The 20,346-nt window shown below is 49.3% G+C and carries 28 protein-coding genes and 1 pseudogene; 10 read left to right on the forward strand and 19 right to left on the reverse strand.

Annotation, left to right across the window (positions count from 1 at the left end; translation table 11 throughout):
• Window positions 1-70: 70 nt before the first annotated feature.
• Genes C1721_RS11230 through C1721_RS11265 form a run of 8 tightly spaced genes read left to right on the forward strand, consistent with a single transcriptional unit; the run spans window position 71 to window position 3,416 of the window.
• The gene (locus C1721_RS11230; RefSeq protein ID WP_004291535.1) at window positions 71-286 is read left to right on the forward strand and encodes a hypothetical protein; all 216 of its coding nucleotides are present in this window, start codon (window positions 71-73) and stop codon (window positions 284-286) included.
• 11 nt (window positions 287-297) lie between these two features.
• Complete coding sequence (locus C1721_RS11235) at window positions 298-519, forward strand: hypothetical protein (RefSeq protein ID WP_004291534.1); 222 nt, start codon at window positions 298-300, stop codon at window positions 517-519.
• 13 nt (window positions 520-532) lie between these two features.
• Window positions 533-949 (forward strand): PcfK-like family protein, encoded by a 417-nt coding sequence (locus C1721_RS11240; RefSeq protein WP_004291533.1) that lies wholly within the window; start codon window positions 533-535, stop codon window positions 947-949.
• Window positions 946-2,277: a PcfJ domain-containing protein gene (locus C1721_RS11245; protein ID WP_004291532.1), complete on the forward strand. Its 1,332-nt coding sequence runs from the start codon at window positions 946-948 to the stop codon at window positions 2,275-2,277. Before C1721_RS11240 ends, C1721_RS11245 begins: the two co-directional genes overlap by 4 nt.
• A 24-nt stretch (window positions 2,278-2,301) precedes the next feature.
• On the forward strand, window positions 2,302-2,559 hold the full coding sequence (locus C1721_RS11250; protein ID WP_004291531.1) for a hypothetical protein: 258 nt from the start codon (window positions 2,302-2,304) through the stop codon (window positions 2,557-2,559).
• 19 nt (window positions 2,560-2,578) lie between these two features.
• Window positions 2,579-2,812: a DUF3873 domain-containing protein gene (locus C1721_RS11255; protein WP_004304291.1), complete on the forward strand. Its 234-nt coding sequence runs from the start codon at window positions 2,579-2,581 to the stop codon at window positions 2,810-2,812.
• Window positions 2,809-3,054 (forward strand): DUF6956 domain-containing protein, encoded by a 246-nt coding sequence (locus C1721_RS11260; RefSeq protein WP_004291529.1) that lies wholly within the window; start codon window positions 2,809-2,811, stop codon window positions 3,052-3,054. Before C1721_RS11255 ends, C1721_RS11260 begins: the two co-directional genes overlap by 4 nt.
• A 53-nt stretch (window positions 3,055-3,107) precedes the next feature.
• Entirely contained in the window at window positions 3,108-3,416 is a 309-nt protein-coding gene (locus tag C1721_RS11265) for a hypothetical protein (protein WP_004304290.1), read from the forward strand.
• 33 nt (window positions 3,417-3,449) lie between these two features.
• On the opposite strand, the gene C1721_RS16485 is transcribed toward C1721_RS11265, so the two are convergent.
• The 13 genes and pseudogenes from C1721_RS16485 to C1721_RS11325 form a co-directional block, all read right to left on the reverse strand.
• On the reverse strand, window positions 3,450-3,839 hold the full coding sequence (locus C1721_RS16485; protein ID WP_004291527.1) for a hypothetical protein: 390 nt from the start codon (window positions 3,837-3,839) through the stop codon (window positions 3,450-3,452).
• A 64-nt stretch (window positions 3,840-3,903) separates the two neighbouring features.
• Window positions 3,904-4,431 (reverse strand): glycoside hydrolase family protein, encoded by a 528-nt coding sequence (locus C1721_RS11275; protein ID WP_004291526.1) that lies wholly within the window; start codon window positions 4,429-4,431, stop codon window positions 3,904-3,906.
• Window positions 4,428-4,931 (reverse strand): DUF3872 domain-containing protein, encoded by a 504-nt coding sequence (locus C1721_RS11280; protein WP_004291525.1) that lies wholly within the window; start codon window positions 4,929-4,931, stop codon window positions 4,428-4,430. Before C1721_RS11280 ends, C1721_RS11275 begins: the two co-directional genes overlap by 4 nt.
• Window positions 4,928-5,830 carry a toprim domain-containing protein gene (locus C1721_RS11285; RefSeq protein WP_004291524.1) on the reverse strand — a complete coding sequence of 301 codons (903 nt, stop codon included), beginning with the start codon at window positions 5,828-5,830 and terminating at the stop codon, window positions 4,928-4,930. Before C1721_RS11285 ends, C1721_RS11280 begins: the two co-directional genes overlap by 4 nt.
• Before the next feature lie 7 nt (window positions 5,831-5,837).
• The gene (locus C1721_RS11290) at window positions 5,838-6,413 is read right to left on the reverse strand and encodes a conjugal transfer protein TraO (protein WP_004291523.1); all 576 of its coding nucleotides are present in this window, start codon (window positions 6,411-6,413) and stop codon (window positions 5,838-5,840) included.
• 2 nt (window positions 6,414-6,415) lie between these two features.
• A complete protein-coding gene (gene traN, locus C1721_RS11295; protein ID WP_004291522.1) occupies window positions 6,416-7,402 on the reverse strand; it encodes a conjugative transposon protein TraN in 987 nt (328 codons plus the stop codon).
• A gap of 34 nt (window positions 7,403-7,436) precedes the next feature.
• Window positions 7,437-8,789 carry a conjugative transposon protein TraM gene (gene traM, locus C1721_RS11300; protein WP_004291521.1) on the reverse strand — a complete coding sequence of 451 codons (1,353 nt, stop codon included), beginning with the start codon at window positions 8,787-8,789 and terminating at the stop codon, window positions 7,437-7,439.
• A complete protein-coding gene (locus C1721_RS16190) occupies window positions 8,770-9,057 on the reverse strand; it encodes a TraL conjugative transposon family protein (protein ID WP_018697145.1) in 288 nt (95 codons plus the stop codon). Before C1721_RS16190 ends, traM begins: the two co-directional genes overlap by 20 nt.
• Window positions 9,058-9,084: 27 nt before the next feature.
• Window positions 9,085-9,708, reverse strand: coding sequence for a conjugative transposon protein TraK (gene traK, locus C1721_RS11305; RefSeq protein WP_004291519.1), 624 nt, complete (start codon window positions 9,706-9,708; stop codon window positions 9,085-9,087).
• 31 nt (window positions 9,709-9,739) lie between these two features.
• Window positions 9,740-10,744 (reverse strand): conjugative transposon protein TraJ, encoded by a 1,005-nt coding sequence (gene traJ / locus C1721_RS11310; protein ID WP_004291518.1) that lies wholly within the window; start codon window positions 10,742-10,744, stop codon window positions 9,740-9,742.
• Window positions 10,745-10,747: 3 nt separating this feature from the next.
• Entirely contained in the window at window positions 10,748-11,377 is a 630-nt protein-coding gene (locus C1721_RS11315; RefSeq protein WP_004304283.1) for a DUF4141 domain-containing protein, read from the reverse strand.
• Window positions 11,378-11,400: 23 nt separating this feature from the next.
• Complete coding sequence (locus tag C1721_RS11320) at window positions 11,401-11,781, reverse strand: DUF3876 domain-containing protein (protein ID WP_004291516.1); 381 nt, start codon at window positions 11,779-11,781, stop codon at window positions 11,401-11,403.
• Window positions 11,782-11,821: 40 nt separating this feature from the next.
• Window positions 11,822-13,027, reverse strand: a pseudogene (locus tag C1721_RS11325) (TraG family conjugative transposon ATPase); the annotation flags it as partial.
• Between the two features lie 453 nt (window positions 13,028-13,480).
• Between C1721_RS11325 and C1721_RS11330 the strand changes: the two are divergent.
• Window positions 13,481-14,062, forward strand: a complete 582-nt coding sequence (locus C1721_RS11330) for a Crp/Fnr family transcriptional regulator (protein WP_007656457.1) — start codon at window positions 13,481-13,483, stop codon at window positions 14,060-14,062.
• A 154-nt stretch (window positions 14,063-14,216) separates the two neighbouring features.
• On the forward strand, window positions 14,217-14,627 hold the full coding sequence (locus C1721_RS11335) for a hypothetical protein (RefSeq protein ID WP_007656455.1): 411 nt from the start codon (window positions 14,217-14,219) through the stop codon (window positions 14,625-14,627).
• A 794-nt stretch (window positions 14,628-15,421) separates the two neighbouring features.
• Here C1721_RS11335 and C1721_RS11350 read toward each other — a convergent pair.
• The 6 genes from C1721_RS11350 to C1721_RS11375 all read right to left on the reverse strand — a co-directional run bounded on the left by C1721_RS11350 (window position 15,422) and on the right by C1721_RS11375 (window position 20,099).
• Window positions 15,422-16,141 (reverse strand): hypothetical protein, encoded by a 720-nt coding sequence (locus tag C1721_RS11350; protein ID WP_007656452.1) that lies wholly within the window; start codon window positions 16,139-16,141, stop codon window positions 15,422-15,424.
• Between the two features lie 4 nt (window positions 16,142-16,145).
• Entirely contained in the window at window positions 16,146-17,060 is a 915-nt protein-coding gene (locus tag C1721_RS11355; protein WP_008645850.1) for a relaxase/mobilization nuclease domain-containing protein, read from the reverse strand.
• Window positions 17,026-17,409 carry a MobC family plasmid mobilization relaxosome protein gene (locus C1721_RS11360; protein ID WP_102408424.1) on the reverse strand — a complete coding sequence of 128 codons (384 nt, stop codon included), beginning with the start codon at window positions 17,407-17,409 and terminating at the stop codon, window positions 17,026-17,028. The genes C1721_RS11355 and C1721_RS11360 overlap by 35 nt, the downstream gene beginning before the upstream one ends.
• A gap of 145 nt (window positions 17,410-17,554) precedes the next feature.
• A complete protein-coding gene (locus tag C1721_RS11365; protein ID WP_102408425.1) occupies window positions 17,555-18,520 on the reverse strand; it encodes a toprim domain-containing protein in 966 nt (321 codons plus the stop codon).
• A 162-nt stretch (window positions 18,521-18,682) separates the two neighbouring features.
• The gene (locus C1721_RS11370) at window positions 18,683-19,756 is read right to left on the reverse strand and encodes an AAA family ATPase (RefSeq protein WP_007656440.1); all 1,074 of its coding nucleotides are present in this window, start codon (window positions 19,754-19,756) and stop codon (window positions 18,683-18,685) included.
• Window positions 19,746-20,099, reverse strand: coding sequence for a helix-turn-helix domain-containing protein (locus C1721_RS11375; protein ID WP_005856071.1), 354 nt, complete (start codon window positions 20,097-20,099; stop codon window positions 19,746-19,748). Before C1721_RS11375 ends, C1721_RS11370 begins: the two co-directional genes overlap by 11 nt.
• Window positions 20,100-20,346 lie beyond the last annotated feature (247 nt).

A 20,346-nucleotide genomic window follows, 5' to 3' on the forward strand; every position in this document is an offset into this window, starting at 1 on the left:
TAGTTTGAAACTCAACTCCCTCAGCTCTTGAATCCGCATTAAAAACAAAAAAATCAAAAACAGCGAAGATATGACGGCAACGGCAAATTTCAGACAAATGGCGCAACACATCGGGTTGGCGATATGCGGCTTGATGATGCGCACCGCCTTCGGGGTGTTCGGCATCCTTTGGGGCATCATCAGAGAGATTGTAAACGGAGTGTTCCGAGTGGCGATAGGTGTAATCGTGGCTATCCTTTCCACCATTGCCTTCTTTGGCTTCATCCTTTGGTTATTCACCCTTTAACCCTTACCGACATGGCAAAAAGAAACAGCAAGACGGCAGCGCAGCAGTGCAGATATTACGAGGTGGACAACATCTTCGTGTATATGGTGGAAACGTACATCAACGGCAATTTTGAAACTTTCCGAAGATTGTACCACGAACTGAACAAGGACGCACGGAGGGATTTCATGGACTTCCTTCTCAGCGAGGTAGAGCCGACCTATTGGAGAGAGATACTGAAACAGATAATCTAAAAATGACAGCGATATGAAAGGAACAGACCATTTCAAGAGAACGATATATATGTACTTGGAACAGCGTGCGGAGGAAGATGCGCTATTTGCAAAGAAGTACCGCAACCCTGCCAAGAACATGGACGAGTGCGTGACCCACATTCTGAACTATGTGCAGAAAAGCGGTTGCAACGGTTTCACGGACGGAGAGATATTCGGGCAAGCCATCCACTACTATGAGGAAAACGAGATAGAGGTGGGCAAACCGATGGACTGCCAAGTGGTTGTGAACCACGTTGTGAAACTCACGGCAGAGGAAAAGGCGGAGGCACGTCAGAACGCTGTCCGCAAATACCAAGAGGAGGAACTCCGCAAGTTGCAGAACCGCCACAGACCGTCAGCGAGAAAAGAAAACCAACCCCAACCCTCATTATTTGATTTAGGCTTATGAAACCGAAGACCAAGATACAGAAAGAGGTGGCAAGACTTTCCGCCAACCTTCGCCCCATATCAGCGACACAAATAGATTGGGCATACCGCCACTGCGTTGAGCATATCGGCTACCGCACCAAGAAAGGGAACATCACCTGTTCCGACTGCGGTCACGAGTGGCACAGCGACAGCGGACTATGCGACACCCTTGAAGGCTGCACCTGCCCCAAATGCCATGCCGAACTCAAAGTGCAGGACACACGCAGACGCATCTACAAGGAAACGCAGAATTTCAGCGTGATAACCACCTGCAAAGGGTATCAGGTAATCCGCGTGGCGCAGGTCAGATGCGAGAGCAGGAAAGGCGAACCGATGCGTTTCTACTGCCACGAGGTCGTGCAGCGTTGGATTTCACCCGACGGCAAGGTTACGGACATGGCGTTGCTCCGTGGCTTCCTTTTCTGCTATTGCGATGTGTGGGCATTAGGCAGCGATATGGAGGTAAGACCGCACAACAGCCTATACGATGATGTGGTGGCAAGAAGCTGTGCATATCCAAAGATGAGGATATTGCCCCAACTCAGACGTAACGGCTTCAAGGGCGATTTCCACGGCATCTCCCCCGTGCGTCTTTTCAAAGCCTTGCTTTCAGACCCAAGAATTGAAACCCTTATGAAAGGCGGTGAGATTGAGGTCATGAAACACTTTCTTTTCAATACCCGTACTGCCGATGAATGTTGGGCATCATATCTGATTGCCAAGCGTCACAAGTATCAGATAGACAACCTCTCAATGTGGTGCGACTATCTGCGTATGCTCAAAAAACTCGGTCAAGACCTCCGTAACCCGAAGAACATCTGTCCCGAAGATTTCATGGCGGCACACGACAACGCAACCCGAAAAATTGAAGCCATACACGAGAAGGAAAGAGCCGCAGAGCAACGCCGTTGGGAGATTGAAAGGCGTGAGCGTGAGCAACAGCGACAACTCCAACGAAAGAAAGATGCGGAGGATTTCATCGCCAACAAATCCAAATTCTTCGGCTTGGTAATCACGGACGAGGAAATAATCGTCAAGGTGCTTGAAAGCATAGACGAGTATTACAACGAGGGCAAGACGCAGGGCATCTGCGTGTTTGGCAGTGGATACTACAAGAAAGCCGACACCCTCATACTATCGGCAAGGATTGGCGATGAGATTATTGAAACCGTAGAGGTGGACTTGCGAACCCTCGAAGTGGTGCAGTGCCACGGCAAGCACAACCAGGACACCGAATATCACGAGCGCATCATAGACCTTGTGAACAAGAACGCCAACCTTATCCGTGAGCGGATGAAAGCGGCATAGCATAACCCCTAAAACAACATTGATATGGAAGTAAGAATTGAAAGTATGATTTGTGTGTGGGATGATGCAATCCCCACGATGTTCCTTGAATTTGTGAACCTCCTCACTCTCACAACGAGTGAGGGGGAATTGAGAAAGAGCGTAAAGGAGTTTGCCGAGAAGCACGAACTTGACAAGTTTTTCCTTTACGGCTTCGGCTCACACCATTTCTACCTGCACCAACGCTACACAAGCAACCCCGAAATGGTGATGAAGAACAGAGTTCTGTCAGTACATTTTTAACCATCTAAAAAGCAACATTATGACAACACGAATGACCATCAACGGAGTAAGCACCTGCGCGGAAGCAGGTACGGAGAAATACGAGCGTTTCCAATCGGGTATCGGAAGACGCAGGCGGACACTTGTGCAGTACGACTACCGCCACCCCATAGACAGAGAATTGTTCTCTTGTGTCAAACCCACGTTGGACGAGTGCCGAGCCGCACGGGACAAGTGGCTGAACGCAAAGAAGGGAAAGGAGGACAGACTATGAACACGACCTATCAAACGCTGATAGTCAAGTTCAGCGAACCTATCACGGCATTGGACGGTATCTTTGACGATACCGGAGCGTGGGGAACGGACACCCTCAAGGGGTGGATAGATGATTACGAAAGCACACGTTTCACCGCCACCGACAGCCATACGGCAGTCATCACGAGCGAGTACAATATGGAATGTGTGAAAGAGTGGCTACAACGGCAGACCCCCATTTCCGAAATGCGAGAATTTTGAACGGGATGGCGGTGTCCGCACCGCCAATACTTAAAACCCTAAAAACAAAAGATATGATAGCCAAGACGATATTACAGCAGATAGGCGGAAAACGCTTCACCGCCATGACAGGTAGCCGTGATTTCATAGATATGGGCAACGGCTTACGGATGAGCCTTGCAAGGAACAAAACAAGTGCCAACCGCCTTGACATCATCTATGACGAAGGGGCAGACCTCTACAATATGCGCTTCTACCGCAGGACGTTCAGCAAAAAGACCTTTGAGTGCAAGACAAAGGACATTGCCGTACACGAGGGTATCTATTTTGATATGCTGGAGGAAATGTTCACGATGGTGACGGGACTTTACACACGCTTTTGAGTGGCGGGGCGGCGAGAGCCGCCCTACTTTCTTTCAGTGAGCATGATGGCGGACAAAGAAAGTAGCAAAGAAACCTTTGTCCAATCTGCGATAACTAAAAAATCCGCAAGTAAAACTTGCGGAGGCTATATATTGGGTCGTTATTTTTTGGTGGAGGGGAATGATAATCTCGAACCGTTGAACTACACATTTCTGCTTCGTCTCCATTTCCCCCAACGATTTGATACGTTCAATCATTTTTGTTGTTCCTTTCTGAATTTTCCTAAATACTTTCTTCATAATTTCGCTATACTTTTTATGGTTAATAACTATGTTTTGTATTGCTCTCACAACACTTACAACTTGAAGTGTTATTTGGAAACCGATAGGCAAAAATGGCTCAACGATGTCAATTAACGAGAAAATCCTACGATAATCTATCAAGTGATAGAGCAAAAGACGTGCCAAGTTAAATATGGCACGTCTTTTGCCAGTTTTGTCAGTCCTTTTATGGGATATACAACAGCGCAAACTCCGCCTTTCTCCGTTTGAGCAGCATGGCGTGGCGTTTTCCTTTGTAGTTGCAGAAGGCTATATACTCACGGTAGATGTTCCTGTCACCAGCTTCCAGCTTCTTGATTAAGGTGCTTTTGGGGATTGTTTTGCTGCCTAACAGCTTCGCCGGTCCCACATTGTAAGCTAACGTGCCAAGCAAAATCGAATCAACCCCGAATTTACGGAACATGGCGACAAATTTGCGCAGGTCTTTCCGCAAAAGTTCATCCGCATCCCGTTTTGTCATGGTTCGTGCCGAATACTTCTCGTTTGGCAAAAGTTTGTGACCCCAACCGACGTATGGGTAGTGTTTTTCTGAGTGCCAGCCTTCAAAGTAGCGGCAGCATAAAAAAGCACGTTCCATAAGCGGCAGTCGGTAGATTGCCGCCTGCCCGTCCGTTCCCTCTTGGCGGCTGATCTGCGCGGACACAGAACAGACCGTCAGAAGTGAACAGAGCATTGTCATGAATACACGCATCATTTCAACAAGGGGCTGAAGTTGCCGATGGGAACGATGGTAAGATCGTCGTCCTTTACATTCCTGTTGTTGAAGTCAAATTCCAGTTCGTAGGAGTTGCTAAAGTTATCCTCCACCACCACGATGAAATTATGCGCCTCATCACCCGCCGCCGTGTAGTACAGGCGGAATTTTTCGTTCTCCAGCAGGTAGCGGTCGTTAGGCAGGAAGGTGATGCCGTTATCCATTTTGAGCGAGCCTTCCCCCTCGAACTGGAAATAGCGGATGGTATAGAGCGTACCCGAAAAGTCGCCCTCCTTTTTCAGTTCACAGCGGATTTCCACTGTCTGCCCCTTTACTACCTTGTTCGGCACGGGCATGACCTCCACCGTGAAGGGATAGGACTGCTGGATGTCCATGTCATCGTCACATGACACGAGGGTGAATGACATGGCGGCTATCAGGCATAACGCCACTGCCTTGAATATTGATGTTCTCTTGTTTCTGTTGTTCAGTATGTTCATTGTTCTTCGATTTTTAGATGGTTGTTTTTCTGTTTTTTCGTTGTCAGTTGCAGGTACTCGTTCAAGTCCTTGCAACCGTCATAGAGGGAGGAACGGTCGGTGACACGTTCCCCGTATCGCATGGTAAGTGCGGCAAGCGTCCGCCGTCCGGCTTCGTCACGGTCGAGGAAGCAGCCGATGCGCCCGTATCCGTCCAGCAATCCCGCCGCCTTCTCCACGTTGGCGACTGAGTTCAGCACAAGACAGTCAGCGTTACCGGTTACACCAAGCGTCACGGCAGAGAGAAAGTCCATGAAGCCCTCGAACACGAGGCACTCGTCAGCCGGGATGTCATTCGCCTTTACCAGTGATACAGACTTCGGAGGTATGCAACCCTTGAAATATCGGCTTCTGACTTCATAGCCACCTGCCATGTTCGGAAAGCCAACGGCAAAATACCGTTTCCCACGCACACCGTAGTTCAAGCGGCAGCAGTGACGGGATGCGATGGCGTAAGGGATGCCCCGTTCCTCTAAATACTCCGTCAGCAGTGAGCGGAGCAGCGGAGCGACCTCCACATCCTCAAAAACGGATTCGGTCGGCTTCGAGAGATAGACGGGCTTTTCCCATCCGGCAACCGTCATATTGGCGGCTTCCGCTATGAACTTCGCTTGCTTCATGAAGTCATCGCTTTGCAGAAACTCCCCGGCAAGCGTGAAGATGTCGCCGCCCTTGCCCAAACCGAAGTCGTACCAGAGCTGTTTCGCCACGTTCACACGGAAAGAGGATGTGCGCTCGCCCCTGTACGGGGCAAGATACCACAGCTCGTTACCGCTCCTTCTGACAGGCTCATGCCCCAGCCGTGCGAGAAAATCCGCAAGCGGCATCCTTCTGACAGCATCTATTTCCGTCCTTTCCATGCCCGTGTCAGTTGATGATGAACTTGATACCGACCCCGAACTGCGTGTGGAACTTCCGTGTGTCGCCACCCCAAAGGCAACGCTCCCGCAGGTTGGCAAGCAGGGCGATACGGTCTGCCACGTAACACTCCACATCGAGCGTCAGCGCACCGCCGTAGATGAAGGCGTCCCGGTCGTGCAGCGTGGAGCCGTCATGCAGCACCTTCTTCCCCCAATTTACCGCCTCATATCCGGCGAGAGCCGAAGCCCCGGCATAGACGAAAACAATCTTTCGGGCGTCCGACAGTATCTTGAAGTAATAGCCGCCCTCCGCCGTGAACTGCGCCACGGGTATCTTGGTGTCCTTGTAGGGATTGTTCTTCAACAGGTATTCGCCACCGAACACCCACTTGTTCCCCTTCTTCGTGTAGGTGGAGAGAGCCGCCCCGAAGCTGTACCCGCCGTCCTTGCCGCCGAGATTGAAGCCGTCCGCCATGTCCGCCCTCACCTCGATGCCCTGCATCTTCGGCAGACACCGCTGGGCGTGCGCCTGCCCTGTAAAAAGGGCAAGCGACGCGATGATTATTGCGATGTACTTTCTCATGGTCAGCGTACTTGAAGTTCGTTGATGGTACCCGCGCGTACCAAATCCTCGTTCTCAATCACGAAGGACTGGTGACGGCCGCCGTTCTTCTCGTTCAATTCCACCACGAGGCACTTGTCATCGGGGATGGTGAACTTCGCCATCGTGAAGACCGTGCGCTCGCTCTTTTTGCCCGGCACGAGGGTGGCGTAGTTCTGCGCGCGGAGCGGCAGAATAATCTGCTCCTGCACGGCAGTACGCTTCGCAACCTTCTTGTCCACGATTTTCCAAGTGATGTAGTCCACATCGAAAGGCACGTTGCTCTGGTTCTTTATCTCCGTGTGGAAATAAAGCAAGCCGTTGTGCGTGTAGATGCCTTTCAACAGGTATTGGATGCCGAAACGCTTGCAGCCGATATGCTTCACCTCGCGCTTGTTCTGTTTGTGGATGGACTTCATGATAAGGCGCACCAGCATCGGGCTTTCGCTGCCCAGCTCTTTCAGATAGATTTCCTGCGCGTTGTTCGGGCGGTTCACCGTGCTGCCGTCATGGATGAAGTCGCACATCTCCACGTTGAGCAACAGCGGTTCGGCGGCGTACTTCACGTTGAAGGTGTAGAAACTGCCGTCCTCCGTGATGACGGACATATTCGTTTCGTTGGGAAAATTCCTTACGGTAGCCTTCACACGGATGATGTTCTCCGCTCCGTCGGCTTTCCCGGCAATCAGGTCGGGCGAGCCTAAATCGACATAGCGCACCTCCGCCGGAAAAATGACGTGGACGGTCTTGTCGTAGGTCACTTCCAGACCGTGCGGCGGTATCATGCGGTCGAAGGTCAGCTTGCGTGACAGCCCGTGATATAGGTCGCCGTCCGCCTCCTTCTGCGGATAGACCTCCTTCGTCAAGGTCGGTTGTTCACTTCCGTTGGTCGTTTCAACGGTTACATTCTCCTGCGCGTTGGCAGTTATGATGCCCATAGCGAGGGCAAACATGATGATTACTTTTCTCATTACTTTTGGATTTTAGTGGTAATTTTTATTGTTTTCAATATTTTTCTTGGTAAAGCATGACCCTGTACCCGGCTTTCAGATGCACCTTGACGGTTCGCATCTTTTTGGCGATGTACTGGCTCGTGCCTTGTATCAGCCCCTTGCCCAAGTCGGAGGCGAGCTGCGCCCCGGCATTGGTGGAGATGTTGATGCTGCTTCCCAGCGAGCCGCCCATGTTGGCGGCGACCTCCCGGACGGCGTTCATCTCCATCGAGTTCGGGATGAAGATGCCGGGCTGTCCGTCCGTGTCATAGACCGCAAGCTCCACGGGGATAATCGTGCCGTCGTATTCCAGCGAGGTAATCTCGATGTCGAGCCGCTCACCCTGTATCTTGCCCGTGCCGACCACCACCGCACCCCGGGGTATTGTCCTGCCTGCCACCGCCATAGGCTCCAGCAGGCGCAGCCTTACCGTCTGCCCGTCCGTCACGCTCTGCGCCCCATGCACGCACGCCGGTATGGTGTTCCTGTCCAATACCTCCGCCGTGCCGACAGCCGTGTTGAAACCCCGGTTGCGTTCCTGCGATAAGGCGGCGACAAACTCCGCGTTACTCATAGGCTGTGAGAGTGAAGAAACTACTTGATGCTCCACCTGTCTGATAGGCATTGCCTTGTTCTTCTTCCCTTTCTGCACGGTAGTTGGCTCTGCCCTCTGTTCCGCCGATGGCTGTCCTCCGTTCTGACCGCCCATGTACTTTGCCGCCAGCTCGTAGGACTTCTCCATAAGAGCCACCTGCTCGTCCATAGAGGAAGCCTTGCCCCTCTCGCTTTCCAGTTCCGACTCCAGCGATGCGATGCGCTCCAACAATTCGTCCATCTCCGCATTGTCGTTTTTCGGCTGGTCGTAGAAGTTTCCGAGCGTGGCGTTCAGGTCACGGTAGGCGGCTGCGGAGGACTGGATGGTCTGCGGCGTGGCTGGCTTTGCCCTTTCTTCCTTGCCGCCCGGATTGGCGAGGTCGAAGTCCACTCCGTTCTCCGTTCCCGCTATCTCGCGGTCGAACATGTCGCCCAGCTGCCCGATGGCACGGTTGCGGCTCTCCTGACGCTCTTCCATCTCCCCATGCTCGTAGGCTTTCAGCTTGTCGCCGATAATCTGCCGGTTCGCCTTGTCAGCGTCGGGCATCTCGGTGTTGTATCCGTCCGTTCCCGGCGGTTGCTCCTTGCCGGAGGACGGGGCGAATATCAGCCACATCGCCCCGATGAACACCAACACCATAGCGGGCAGCACGATCATCTTCTGCCGTTTCAGCCGTTGCGCCTCTGTCAGCGGTTCGCGCTCCTTTTTCGGTTTCCCCGTTTCGGGAGCAGCTTTGTTCTCTTTCGTCGGTTCATTCTTTGTCTGTTCCATATAAATAAGGTGTTAAGTGATTGCCTGTTTCCGCCGGGGTCGGCAGTTCCACCCGTCCGGCGTGTCCCGTTTCCATATGTGAGCCGTCGTTCCTGCCGATGTCATAGACGGCTCTGCCGAAGGTGTAAAGGGCAAGCACCGCGAAGGCGGCGAACATCCCCAGCACGATGCGGCGGCGTGTTTCCGGCGGCAAGCCGTCCAGATACCCTTTGAGACTTGCCGCCAAGCGTTTCCGTTTGTCGTGGAGTTTCCAATACATGCCCCACATTGATTTTCTGATACTTTTCATGTCCTGTTACCGTTTGATAGTCTGTAAATCCTTGTTCTCAATGATGGTGAAACCCTCGATGGTAAAACCGTTCGGGTTGTCATCCGACCGCGATGCGTTCAGCAGGCGGCAGGTGGTCACGAGGCTGCGCTCGGTGACGTTGCTCTGCCGGATGATTTTCTGTGTGGCGTAGGTCACGGCACGGTAGGGATAGGCGTTGAAGTCGCACACCACGCTGTCCACCTTCAGCACTTGGTTGATGTTCCCGGCGATGATGCGGTTGTAGTACCCCTTCTCCGCGAAGTCCGAATAATAGTGGTACACGCTCTTGTCCGCCAGCAGCAAGGCACGTTTCACGTTGTGTTCAATCGCGCTTTTTTCAGGTGATAGCGTGAAGAACATCTCGTGGAAACGGCGCACATGTTCCCGTGCCTCCGCCGGGCGGTTCTGCGACAAATCCTGAGACAAGGCGAGCATCAGGCTCTTGCCGTTGTCCAGCACATAGATTTTCTCCCGTTGCTTCTCTGCGAAACGGTAGGAGTTCCACACGCTCCACACCGTCACCACGGCGCACAGCGAGAGGAAGACGATACCGAACAGGCGTATCTGCCTGAACGACGATTCGATGTTTCTAAGTGATTTGAATTCCATTTATATTTTCCAATTTATGATTGCACATTGATTATTTCAGCAATTTGCCGACACGTCCGACTGCGTTTCCTGCGGCTGCACCCGCCACGCTGCCCGCCATGCTTCCGGCTCGTCCCGCCATCTGGTTCACGTTGCGACCGTAACCGCCCATGCCTCCGGCTTGGATAATCCAGCCCGCAACGGTGGGAATGGTAAAGTAGCCGATGATGCCGATGCAGAGGAATACGATATACACCCCGTCGCTCGAATCCAGCGAGAAGTTCGGGTCTGCCTGCATCCGCTCGATGTCGTTTTGCAGCATCAGAACCTGTATCTTCGCCAGTATGGTGCTGAACATGTCCGATACCGGTAGCCACAGATAGACCTGTATATAGCGGCATATCCACTGCGTGAGCGTGTTTTGGAAACCGTCCCATACCGACAGGGCGAAGGCTATCGGACCGAGAATCGCCAGCACCACGAGAAAGAAGGTGCGGACGGTGTCTATCACGAGGGCGGCGGCTTGGAACAGCAGTTCGAGTATCTCGCGGAAGAAGTCGCGGATGCTCTTCTTCATGTTGTACATTCCCCGGTCGATATACATTCCCGCCATCGTCACCATGTCGGAGGGCGACCAGCCGAGTTCCTCCAGTTGCTTGTCAAATTCCTCGTTGGACACGAGGTAGGCGGTTTCGGGGTTGCGTACCATCGCCTCGTATTCCAGTTTGTCCTTCTGCTCCCGGTATCGGTTCATGTCCAGCGTTTCCGCCTCCAGCATCTTTGCCGTGCCCTGTACGACGGGTGAGAGGATGCTGTTTATCGTGCCCAGCACCACAGTCGGGAAGAACATGATGCACAGACCGATGGCAAAAGGACGGAGCATCGGGAATACGTCTATCGGTTCAGCTCTCGCCAGCGACTGCCATACCCGGTAGGCGACGTAGAACAGCGCACCCAGCCCGGCGATGCCTTTCGCCACACCAGCCATGTCCCCACACAGCGGCATCATCTGCTCATAAAGTGAACGTAAAATCTGATGAAGGTTGTCGAACTTCATAGGCTACCAGTATCTTTCGTTCATGTTCCCGTACAGCCCCATGATGCGGTCGAGGTCGTTCTTCTTTTTCGCACGCAGGTAACTCACGGAGATGTTCTTGTTCGTGTAGTAGCTCACGAGGTTGCGGTAACGCTTCATCTTCGAGTGGCAGCGTTCCACCACGTCCATGCGCTCCTTGTCGGTCATGGAGAGCGTGGTGATGTTCACCACGTTCCTGAGTTCCGTCAACACTTCGTTGCTTTCCTCCAGCAGTTTCGTGTAGCCGAAAGCGATTGCGGAAAGCTCTTCGGGTCTGAAATTCCCGTCACGGAGCATCCGTTGGAAACTGTTCACATAGATGTCTGTGATGTCGCCCACCATCAGGATGGTCTGCTGCACCTTGCGGGCGTCCTTGACCAGATTGTTCACCGATTTGAGGGCATCGTAATACTTCTTGCCCTGCTGATAGATTTTCACCGTCTCCTGAAAGTTGCTCACCATGTTCGTGGCGGTCTTGGAGGTATGGATGATGTTTTTGGAGGCATTGATGATGCCCTGCGCTAGATTGCCCGGATCGCTTACGACCCACTGTGCGCTTGCCCTGCCCGCGAAAAGCAGGCACAGGCAGATAATCATTGTTATTCTTGTTCTCATGTTACTTTGGATTTTAGTGGTTGTTATTCTTCGGTCGGATGTCCCGGCTGCGGCTTCACCCGCACATAGTCCCCGTTTGGCGAGAAAGTCAGCACATCCGTGGCCTCGTTGTAGGACACGTCGATGCGGAAGCCGGTGTTCATGAACAGGTTGCCGTTCTCCTCCTGCAAGAGATAGGTTTCCGGCTTGAGCTTGCGGCGCAGACCGCTACGACGGAACACCGTCACTTTGTAGGCTTCGCCCTCCTTGTAGATAAGCACGTCAGGTTTTCCCTCCACGCTCTCCCAGTTCCCGCACAGCATGTCGCGGCGGTTGTCGGCCACGTCGCAGGATTGCAGCATCATGACCGCCAATCCGATAAGGCACTTGCTGACTTGCAGCATTTTCACTTTTGGTAAATTCATACGCGTTTTTCTTTTTTGGTTGATACATTCTGTTTTTTAGTTATTCCTTGTTTCTCCGCCTTTCGGCAAGCTGCCGGATGGCGGCTTCGATGTCGTCGCCCAGCTTCTCCGCCAGACGGTAAACCTCCACTTTTTCCGTTTCCTCGGTGGTGTACGCCAGATACTCTTCCGCGCTGACCTCCGTGGCATAGACCGCCGACTGCGTGCCGCCCAAGCCTATCCACACCTCCTTGTAGAGCCGTGAAGGGTTGTTCGCCATGTTGATGGAGAGTATCTGCGACTTCTCCTTTTCCGTCAGTCCGAGCAACGCCTGTATCTGGTCGAACTTGTTCATATATTTCCTTTGGTCAAGCAGGATTTTACAATCCGAGTTGTTGATAATGCTCTCTTTGACCACCGGAGAACTGATAATGTCGTCCACCTCCTGCGTCACCACGATTGCCTCGCCGTAATATTTTCTGACCGTCTTATACATATAGCGCAGATATTCAGCCATGTTCGCCGATGAGAGGGCCTTCCAAGCCTCTTCCACGATAAGCTGTTTCCGCACGCCTTTCAGCCGCCGCATCTTGTTGATGAAGGCTTCCATGATGATGATGGTCACGACGGGGAACAGTTCGCGGTTTTCTTTAATCGAATCTATCTCGAAGACGATGAACCGCTTGCCGAGCAGGTCGATGTTCTCCGTGGAGTTGAGCAGGAAATCGTAACGCCCGCCCCGGTAATACTGCCGCATGGTGGTGAGCATGTTGTCGATGTTGAAGTCGGACTTCTCCACCTTGATGTCACGCTGTGCCAGTTCCTTGCGGTAGTCGTCACGCATATACTCGTAGAAGGTGTTGAACGACGGCACGATGCTACGGTCGGATTGGATGCGCTCAATATAGGCACTCACGGCACTGCCCAGCTCGCCGCTCTCCGTCTTTGTCACCTTGTCGTCCTCCGACTTCCAGAGCGTCAGCAACAGGGTCTTGATGCTGTCCTTCTTCTCCACGTCGAAGATGTAATCGTCGGTGTAGAACGGGTTGAAGCTGATGGGCTTATCTTCCGTGTAGGTGAAATACACACCGTCCGCTCCGCCTGTCTTGCGTCGGATCATGCCGCACAAGCCCTGATAGGAGTTTCCCGTGTCCACCAATACCACATGTGCGCCTTGCTCATAATATTGGCGCACGAGGTGGTTCATGAAGAAAGACTTGCCGCTGCCCGAAGGACCCAGCACGAACTTGTTGCGGTTCGTGGTGATTAATCCGTACCAACATTTATTTATTTAATACTGAATATCAGTTAATTATAGTATAAAACACATCGATATTAATATTTTTAAAGCATACAATTTGCATACAAATAGAGTGATTATAAGAAAACAGAAAAGGATATTTGTTGTTAAGGGGTAAATGTGGTAGGAGATGTTTTTATATCTGTTTTCTCTCGTTTTTCAGTGAAAAATAGACATGATACTGGCAAAAAGAGAAAGAAACTCTGTTTTTCTTTTTTCGCCAGCATATATAATTTGCTGTCTAAATAAGTTTAGTTCGTTTTGGATATACAGACAAAGAAACGTACTAAACCTTTGAACTTAAAAATATAACAAACATGTTATGTTACATACTTTTTTGAATATTTAAACAATGTAGTTAAGTACTATCAAGCATATTTCAGGCATTTTTTATACATTTGCACCAATGACAAGTAAATGATGACTGAATTTAATTCATATATGAGCAATATAGACATAGATTTTTTTAAAGAATTGTGTCTAAAACATGGAGAGTTACGACATTATAAAAAGAATGAGTTTATTCTCCATGAAGATGATGCATGTTCTTTCTTCGGGTTTATCTTGTCAGGTGTAGTCAAATACAGTTGTACCAACCGGACAGAAAACAAGCCGTATAATGTCGGTTTTTCCTTTCCAAATGAATTTATAGGCGATTACCCCACTTGCTTATATGGCATGAAATCAGAATTGAATATACAGGCAATAATCCCGTGCGAGATTTACATCTGTTCTTCTGCATTCTTACAGCAAAAATTCGAGGAGAACAAAGAAAGCCAACGGATAGCCCGTATCGCAGCCGAACAGATGTTTTTCCAATCATATTCACGTTATTTGGATTTATTCAGATTCACACCGGAAGAGCGTTACCTCCAACTTTTAAAAAAATGCCCTGCAATCCTTCAAATGGTATCACTAAAAGAAATAGCATCCTACCTTAAAATTACACCCGTACACATGAGCCGAATCAGACGCAAGCAAAGTCTTGACAACAAAAAATAAACATAGGTTTAGAAATTTACATTCATAACAATATTCCAAGAGTATCTTAATCTGCCAAAGGATTCTTCTTTTTATCTTTGTCTTATCTTTGGTTGGTTCAACGAAGAAACAAAATAAAGATTGAATGAGTTAAACAAAAAATAAAAAAGAGAATATGAAAACAAAAGAAATTCTTGGAATACTTATGCTATTCCTCTGTACATTCTGTTTTATAAACTGCGATGATGATAATGAACAGACAAATGAATTAACCCCCGAAGCACTTTATCAAACTTCATGGCGTGGAACAGGGCATTGTGAGGCTTGGACAGTACAAAATATGGGGGTCGGTATGCAATTTGTAGATACTCAGAAAGGGAAAGTAAATTGGGAAGGTTACGATGAAATTGATATTACTTATACAATAGAAGGGAAATATATCACATTTAATAGCAATGCTTTATATTTGGGTGGAGCCCCTTGGATTATCAAAAGCTATACCCAAAAACATATAACCATTATACAGAATGAAATTAGTCCAGATAAAGAGAAAGTAGCTACGATTGAATTAGAGAAAATAGATTAAACTGAATCATGGAACATTAAGTTGCATAAATGTATGCTATAACAGAACAAAGAGAACCGTGAGATTCGCAAATTGAACAAAGAAAGGATGAAAGAACATATAAATACCTTGTAAACAAAGGGGAAAATGCAGATTCATCTAATATTCCTTTATGTGCTATTATCGAGCTGGTCTATGGGCTGAAATACAAGGAAAAGAGATTCACCTTGTTCTCTTACATAGGATTGGTTATTGGGATAGGATGACAATTTATATGCTACTGCTAATAAGGTCAATGTAAATCAAAGTAATATGAAACTGAAGTATATATTGAATGCTATACTATTTGTTTTGGCATTATCTTTTTTGTCTATGTGTATATTTAAGACTACAGAGTTAAGTTTAAAATGTATGCAATTTGCTGTATCTATCTCTTGTATAGGAGCAATGTTTTCTACAAAAAGCAATAGATACATATTTGCATCTATTGCTTTAATCATTATAGGAATATCTTTTTTACTTTAGATGTCCATAATAACGATAATGATTTGATTGTTGCTAATGTCTTTATAATAGTATCTGTCAAGCATATTTACTTTAGCAAACGCCTCCCCCTCAGGTGCAGTTCCTATTCACTATTAAATCATTGCCTAATCATCATCCAAACAATCCAGCGGATTGGGGATTTTTGCTTTTCAAATTAGACTATCCACAAATATAGAAAAAGTGCAGTACACCACGAAGATGCACTGCACTTTTCTCCACATATTGTGCGGGCTTTAACATTTACAGTTTGTATCCTTTGTTTTCCCGGTTTATGGCTTACCCAGTCGGTTGGCTTCCTTTTTCAACCGCTCGGCTTGTTCATTGAGCAGCCTTGCACGTTCCAACGCTTCCGCCTGCTTCCTGCTGCGGAATTCAAAATCCGTCACCGAATCAGTCAGGTTTTGGATGAAAGCGTTATCCCGTTCCCTACTAAAATTCGTTTCCAGCAAATCAAGGCAGCCCCCGTCCGCTTCCCCTTTCATCAGAATGTAGCGGTATTTCATATCGTTGTCCTGCAACTGCTGCATTCGTCCAGCCAAACGGACATTCAGGAACAAAGAAACGAAACAGACAACCAGCCCTGCCAAAAAAACAAAAAGTTTCGGATGTAACAAACCGCTTATCCTCCGGGACAACGATGCAGGTTCGGTTTCCGCTTTTTCAGTTGTGCGCTCCTTACGGTAAGAATCCAACGCATCCAGCATTTCTTTCAGACAACGGTAGGTAGCCGTTACAAATTTCCTCACTTCTCCGATGGATTGCTGCTGCTCCTGTTCCGCATTCCTTATGTCGGCAAGTTGGCTTTGGATAGCCTGCAATTCCTTTTCGGGAACAGCCGGGCTACTGTGGAGTTCCGATAATGCCTGCTCGATTGCTCCCAACCGTTCGAGAGTTTCCTCCCGGCTGGCTGGCGTTACCTGTGCTTCCTGCTTCCCTTTCAGTTCCGTAACCATAGAGAGAAGCCCCTCTAAAATCAAATAGTCTTCCATGTCTTTACAGTTTAAGTCGTTTTTTCTTCTTCTTTCTCAAATTAAAATTAGGTTCTTCATCCACTGGGGGAGAAGAAGCGGAAAACAGACCGAGCGAACCAGTTATCAACGGACTGTCAGCCTTGCCCGGTACAGGTGCTTGTTCCCGAACGGGCGCGAAAGTTATTTGCCGTTGGCTTCCGGCAACATTCATTCCTGCATACCCGAAACATTTGTCCAGTTTGGAAAAACTGAAACTCCGGTCTATCTCCGAACCCTTGAACGTGTATTCACCTTTGGAAAAGGATATGCCCTGTATCTCGTCGGTCTGTCCCTTTCGTTTGAACCGGACGGTAATACCCTTTTCTGCTAACCGCTCCTGTAACTGCTGCCAGTTACGGGATTTGCCGATTTCGTTCTTCACAGCCGTGTAAATCTCGTATTTCGACTTGTCCGGCTCTTTCAGTCGGTGCTGCTTTACCTGTTCTTTTCCACCAGCGAAATAAAGCCCGTGTTTGGCTTTCAGCTTCTTGCATACCTGTTCGTTACGGTACATATCGTTCCTGTCCGAAATGGTCTTGCCGTTATTGTCTATGCGGTTGAACACGATATGCACGTGCGGATGTTCCCGGTCTTGATGACGCACGATGATATACTGCGTATCGGTGATTTTCATTTCACGCATATACTCCTGCGCAAGCTGTACCATCTTCCCGTCTGTCAATTTGGGCGCATCCACTGTCGAATAACTTAACGCAATATGTCCGACAGGCTTCTTCAAATCGGGATTCATCCCGGTCTGCATACAGAAGCTGCGGATTATATCACCCCGGCTTTCAGTCAGAACCCCGTCCGCATGAAGCAAAACCGCCTGCTCCTTGCCGAGCACATAGTTCACACAGCCCTTAAAACCGCTTCCCTTTTTTATTTTTCCAATCATCCGACAAATGGTTTATGATTCCAATAATCCTGTTTTTGAGCTTCACCAGTTCCACCGCCACCAGTGCGAAACCTCCGGCATTCGCCCGGTGCGCCAACTGGTTGATGTTGTTGGCTTCCCCTGCCAGTTTGCGGATGGTGTCCGCATCCTGCCTGTTCATCCGGGGTATGACCTCTGCCGAAACAACCGCCTGCCTTACATACTCACTGACACGCAACCCGGCTTCCCCGGCTCGCTTCCTGATGGCGTAATACTGCAACTCGGTCAGTTTCGTACTGACAACCCGTTGCTGCTTCTCTATCCGTTTCTTTGCCGGACGTCCCCCCGGCTTGTCCTTAATACTCGTCATGGTTTTTTACGTTTGAATGGTGTCTTAAAAATTGCGACCAACGGGAGAAATTTTCTTTGCGGTGAGCAAAGCAAGGTAGTTTTGGTTTACCGAAACATAACCTTGCTCTCCAAATAAACCGCCAGCCGTTGGTAGTCCTGCCGGATTAAATGCCCCTGCCTCTCTTTTGTCTTGGGGCGGCACGTTGTCCGGTTTCCTGCTTCGTTTCCTGCACTTGGCTGGCTTCGTTTTTCTGTTCCTGCTTCCTGCCGCACAGATAATCGTTCAAGTCCGAATATCCCCTATAATTGTGCGAGAAGTCACGCACACGGTAGGAGTATTCCAATTCGATAGCCCGTGTCGCTTCATATCCAGCCTTGTCATTGTCAAGCATACAGTGGATGCGTTCATACGGGTACAGCACGTCAATGGCTTTCGACACATTGGCGGTAGAGTTAAGAATGGCATAATCCTGCCTGTCAAGGTCGGGCATGGTCGGGCAGTTCTTCATCCGGAGCGTGAGGAAAGAAAGATAGTCCATAAACCCCTCGAATACCAAACACTTCTCTCTCGGCTCTCCCTGCTGCCGTATATGGGTGATGTCTTTCGGGGCGATGCAGCCTTTGAAAAAGGAATTGCGAACCTCGTAACCTCCTGCCATGTTCGGGAAACCGATAGCAAAGAACGGTCTGCCGTTATTGGTAAAATGGAGTTCCTTACATTCTCTTTTTGCCAGTTCGACATTGATACCCCGTCCCTGCAAATAACGGAGCAATGCCGGATGGGTAAGGTCACGGACTTCCAAATGCAGGAAGCTCGGTTCTGTCCTACGCTGGGGAAAAGAAAAACTGACCGGACGGACGTGCGGTGTCTGTTCCGCTATCCGGTTTAAAAGGTATGGCAAGCTGTCTGAACAATAGAGTTCCTTTGCCAGTGCGATGATGTTGCCGCCCTTGCCTGCGCCAAAGTCATACCAAAGGTTGCGGTCAGTGTTCACCTTGAAAGACGGTTCGTGTTCCTCCCTTAACGGTGATTTGTACCATAAGCCGTTACCCTGCTGCTTGACAGGAGAGTAACCTAAACTGTGCAGATAGTCTGCGATGGGTATTTGTTTCACATCTTCGATGTTCATAACATTTTCTTTTTGGGGATTAAAAAATAGTTGAAAAGTGCACCAGTCCTGTTTAGTCCGTTATATATACACCCGTACCATACTAAACCTGCCTGTTCCGATACAGGGAAATAGTAAGTCCGTTCCTCTTGTATATACACCCGGACTAAACCAAACTGACTTTTAATAATGGAAATCGGGATTATAGCGGTAGCCCTTGCCCTCTTTCACAATCATGCGCTTGTTCACAAGAAACTTGTTAAGCGACACAAGAACATTGCGTCCACGCTCGTAACCGATACTCGCATAACCCTGTTTCAATGCCGCTATGACATTGGAATAGCCTTGTACCACCTGCTTGCCGAAACCGTTCTCCAACGCTTCCCGGTGTTGCTGTTCAGTCAGTTCCGTAAGCGAAAAGTTCCTGTCCTGCTTAGGTTGTTGGAATACATAATCATCCACGATTTCGGGTAAAGCGTTGTCATTGATACGGAATGCGAACGGGTCAAATTCCCGGTCACGTATGTGCATCGCCTTTACCTCGCTTATGTTGCCGTCCTGCTGGCTTTTCGTGATTTGCAGGACGGTTTCAGCCTTGTTGTTCAGTTCCGTACCGATATGTCCCCTTGTATTGTCATCCCCCTTGTTTAAATGTAGAACAGTATGGATATGCAGGTTATACCCACTTGACCAGCGCATCAAAAGGTTGATTAGGTCGGTTGATTCGCTGGGGCTGTTGATGTCGTACATCAAGTCACGGATTCCGTCAATGATGAGCAACCCCACATCGGGCATATTTTCAAGCATATAGCCGATAATCTGTTTCCGCTTGTCGGGGGTCTGCTCTCTTAGCACGATGAAAACAAAATCGTCCCTGTCCTTGTCGGTAGGCAGTCCGGCAAGTCGCAAAATACGCTCCATGACCTTATGGCAATGGTATTTGCTCTGCTCGGTATCTACATAGAGGATTTTCCGTTTGTTCGGTGGCAGGTATGCCGAATACTTCAGTACCTCGTCATTCTTCAACGCTGCCGCAACAATGGCGGAAATATTGAATGTCTTTTTGCTCTTGGCTTTGCCTGTGGATGCGCTGAAATTACCCAGCGTGCCAATGGTAGAGCCGTTCACCCAGAGTATTTCGGGCGGCACTTCGTAAGTGTCCGTCACCTTTAAATGAATGGTTTTCCAAAGGGCTGCGAAATCCTCTTTCTGCATGGTAACACCCTGCCCGGCTTCTTCTTTCCTCTTATTTTCCATAGTTACGGATTTTCCGGTTTGCGCTCTTGGCGATGGCGAGTGCCGCCTCGTCCTTGTCGTTCACCCTTTTTGCAAGGTTTTCCGCCCACGTGAGAAGCTCTTTCCGTGAGAAAAGCAATTTGTTCCCGTATTTGCGGAACGGCACTTCCTTTTTTGCGGTCAGCTTGTAGAGCCGTGCCTTTGAAATCAGAAAACCGTGTCGTTCCAGCACCTCTACCGCCACATCGGGCGTGAGGTTGTCGGGTTCGTTCCTCGGCTGGGTGAATCCTGCCAATGACTGGGAAACGGTTTCGCTCACGATAGCCCGGAGTTCTTCGGGCGTTGTCAGAATAATGTTCGTCATATTTTCTTCCTTTTTTAGTTATTACTTGGCTACCGTCATAGCCGTTGCAACCGGTTGATGCCGCAAAGGAAGAATAAAAGAAACCGATTATTCAATTGCTAATCACTTGACACAGACCGGACAACTTGGGACAATGCAGGACATCCGGCAAGATTGGAGCGGGATAAAAAAAGGGACAAACGATGTATTGGTGATTTTGTCCTTCCAACACACCGTTTGTCCTATGTATGTTAAGTGATTATGCGAA

Origin of the sequence: Parabacteroides bouchesdurhonensis (genome assembly GCF_900186615.1) — a bacterium.
Classification (GTDB): domain Bacteria; phylum Bacteroidota; class Bacteroidia; order Bacteroidales; family Tannerellaceae; genus Parabacteroides; species Parabacteroides bouchesdurhonensis.

Excerpts from the sequence above, each read along its gene's own strand:
- C1721_RS11230 (WP_004291535.1), top strand. The coding sequence starts at position 71 with ATGACGGCAACGGCAAATTTCAGACAAATGGCGCAACACATCGGGTTG.
- C1721_RS11235 (WP_004291534.1), top strand. The coding sequence starts at position 298 with ATGGCAAAAAGAAACAGCAAGACGGCAGCGCAGCAGTGCAGATATTAC.
- C1721_RS11240 (WP_004291533.1), top strand. The coding sequence starts at position 533 with ATGAAAGGAACAGACCATTTCAAGAGAACGATATATATGTACTTGGAA.
- C1721_RS11245 (WP_004291532.1), top strand. The coding sequence starts at position 946 with ATGAAACCGAAGACCAAGATACAGAAAGAGGTGGCAAGACTTTCCGCC.
- C1721_RS11250 (WP_004291531.1), top strand. The coding sequence starts at position 2,302 with ATGGAAGTAAGAATTGAAAGTATGATTTGTGTGTGGGATGATGCAATC.
- C1721_RS11255 (WP_004304291.1), top strand. The coding sequence starts at position 2,579 with ATGACAACACGAATGACCATCAACGGAGTAAGCACCTGCGCGGAAGCA.
- C1721_RS11260 (WP_004291529.1), top strand. The coding sequence starts at position 2,809 with ATGAACACGACCTATCAAACGCTGATAGTCAAGTTCAGCGAACCTATC.
- C1721_RS11265 (WP_004304290.1), top strand. The coding sequence starts at position 3,108 with ATGATAGCCAAGACGATATTACAGCAGATAGGCGGAAAACGCTTCACC.
- C1721_RS11275 (WP_004291526.1), bottom strand. The coding sequence starts at position 4,431 with ATGATGCGTGTATTCATGACAATGCTCTGTTCACTTCTGACGGTCTGT.
- C1721_RS11280 (WP_004291525.1), bottom strand. The coding sequence starts at position 4,931 with ATGAACATACTGAACAACAGAAACAAGAGAACATCAATATTCAAGGCA.
- C1721_RS11285 (WP_004291524.1), bottom strand. The coding sequence starts at position 5,830 with ATGGAAAGGACGGAAATAGATGCTGTCAGAAGGATGCCGCTTGCGGAT.
- C1721_RS11290 (WP_004291523.1), bottom strand. The coding sequence starts at position 6,413 with ATGAGAAAGTACATCGCAATAATCATCGCGTCGCTTGCCCTTTTTACA.
- traN (WP_004291522.1), bottom strand. The coding sequence starts at position 7,402 with ATGAGAAAAGTAATCATCATGTTTGCCCTCGCTATGGGCATCATAACT.
- traM (WP_004291521.1), bottom strand. The coding sequence starts at position 8,789 with ATGGAACAGACAAAGAATGAACCGACGAAAGAGAACAAAGCTGCTCCC.
- C1721_RS16190 (WP_018697145.1), bottom strand. The coding sequence starts at position 9,057 with ATGTGGGGCATGTATTGGAAACTCCACGACAAACGGAAACGCTTGGCG.
- traK (WP_004291519.1), bottom strand. The coding sequence starts at position 9,708 with ATGGAATTCAAATCACTTAGAAACATCGAATCGTCGTTCAGGCAGATA.
- traJ (WP_004291518.1), bottom strand. The coding sequence starts at position 10,744 with ATGAAGTTCGACAACCTTCATCAGATTTTACGTTCACTTTATGAGCAG.
- C1721_RS11315 (WP_004304283.1), bottom strand. The coding sequence starts at position 11,377 with ATGAGAACAAGAATAACAATGATTATCTGCCTGTGCCTGCTTTTCGCG.
- C1721_RS11320 (WP_004291516.1), bottom strand. The coding sequence starts at position 11,781 with ATGAATTTACCAAAAGTGAAAATGCTGCAAGTCAGCAAGTGCCTTATC.
- C1721_RS11330 (WP_007656457.1), top strand. The coding sequence starts at position 13,481 with ATGACTGAATTTAATTCATATATGAGCAATATAGACATAGATTTTTTT.
- C1721_RS11335 (WP_007656455.1), top strand. The coding sequence starts at position 14,217 with ATGAAAACAAAAGAAATTCTTGGAATACTTATGCTATTCCTCTGTACA.
- C1721_RS11350 (WP_007656452.1), bottom strand. The coding sequence starts at position 16,141 with ATGGAAGACTATTTGATTTTAGAGGGGCTTCTCTCTATGGTTACGGAA.
- C1721_RS11355 (WP_008645850.1), bottom strand. The coding sequence starts at position 17,060 with ATGATTGGAAAAATAAAAAAGGGAAGCGGTTTTAAGGGCTGTGTGAAC.
- C1721_RS11360 (WP_102408424.1), bottom strand. The coding sequence starts at position 17,409 with ATGACGAGTATTAAGGACAAGCCGGGGGGACGTCCGGCAAAGAAACGG.
- C1721_RS11365 (WP_102408425.1), bottom strand. The coding sequence starts at position 18,520 with ATGAACATCGAAGATGTGAAACAAATACCCATCGCAGACTATCTGCAC.
- C1721_RS11370 (WP_007656440.1), bottom strand. The coding sequence starts at position 19,756 with ATGGAAAATAAGAGGAAAGAAGAAGCCGGGCAGGGTGTTACCATGCAG.
- C1721_RS11375 (WP_005856071.1), bottom strand. The coding sequence starts at position 20,099 with ATGACGAACATTATTCTGACAACGCCCGAAGAACTCCGGGCTATCGTG.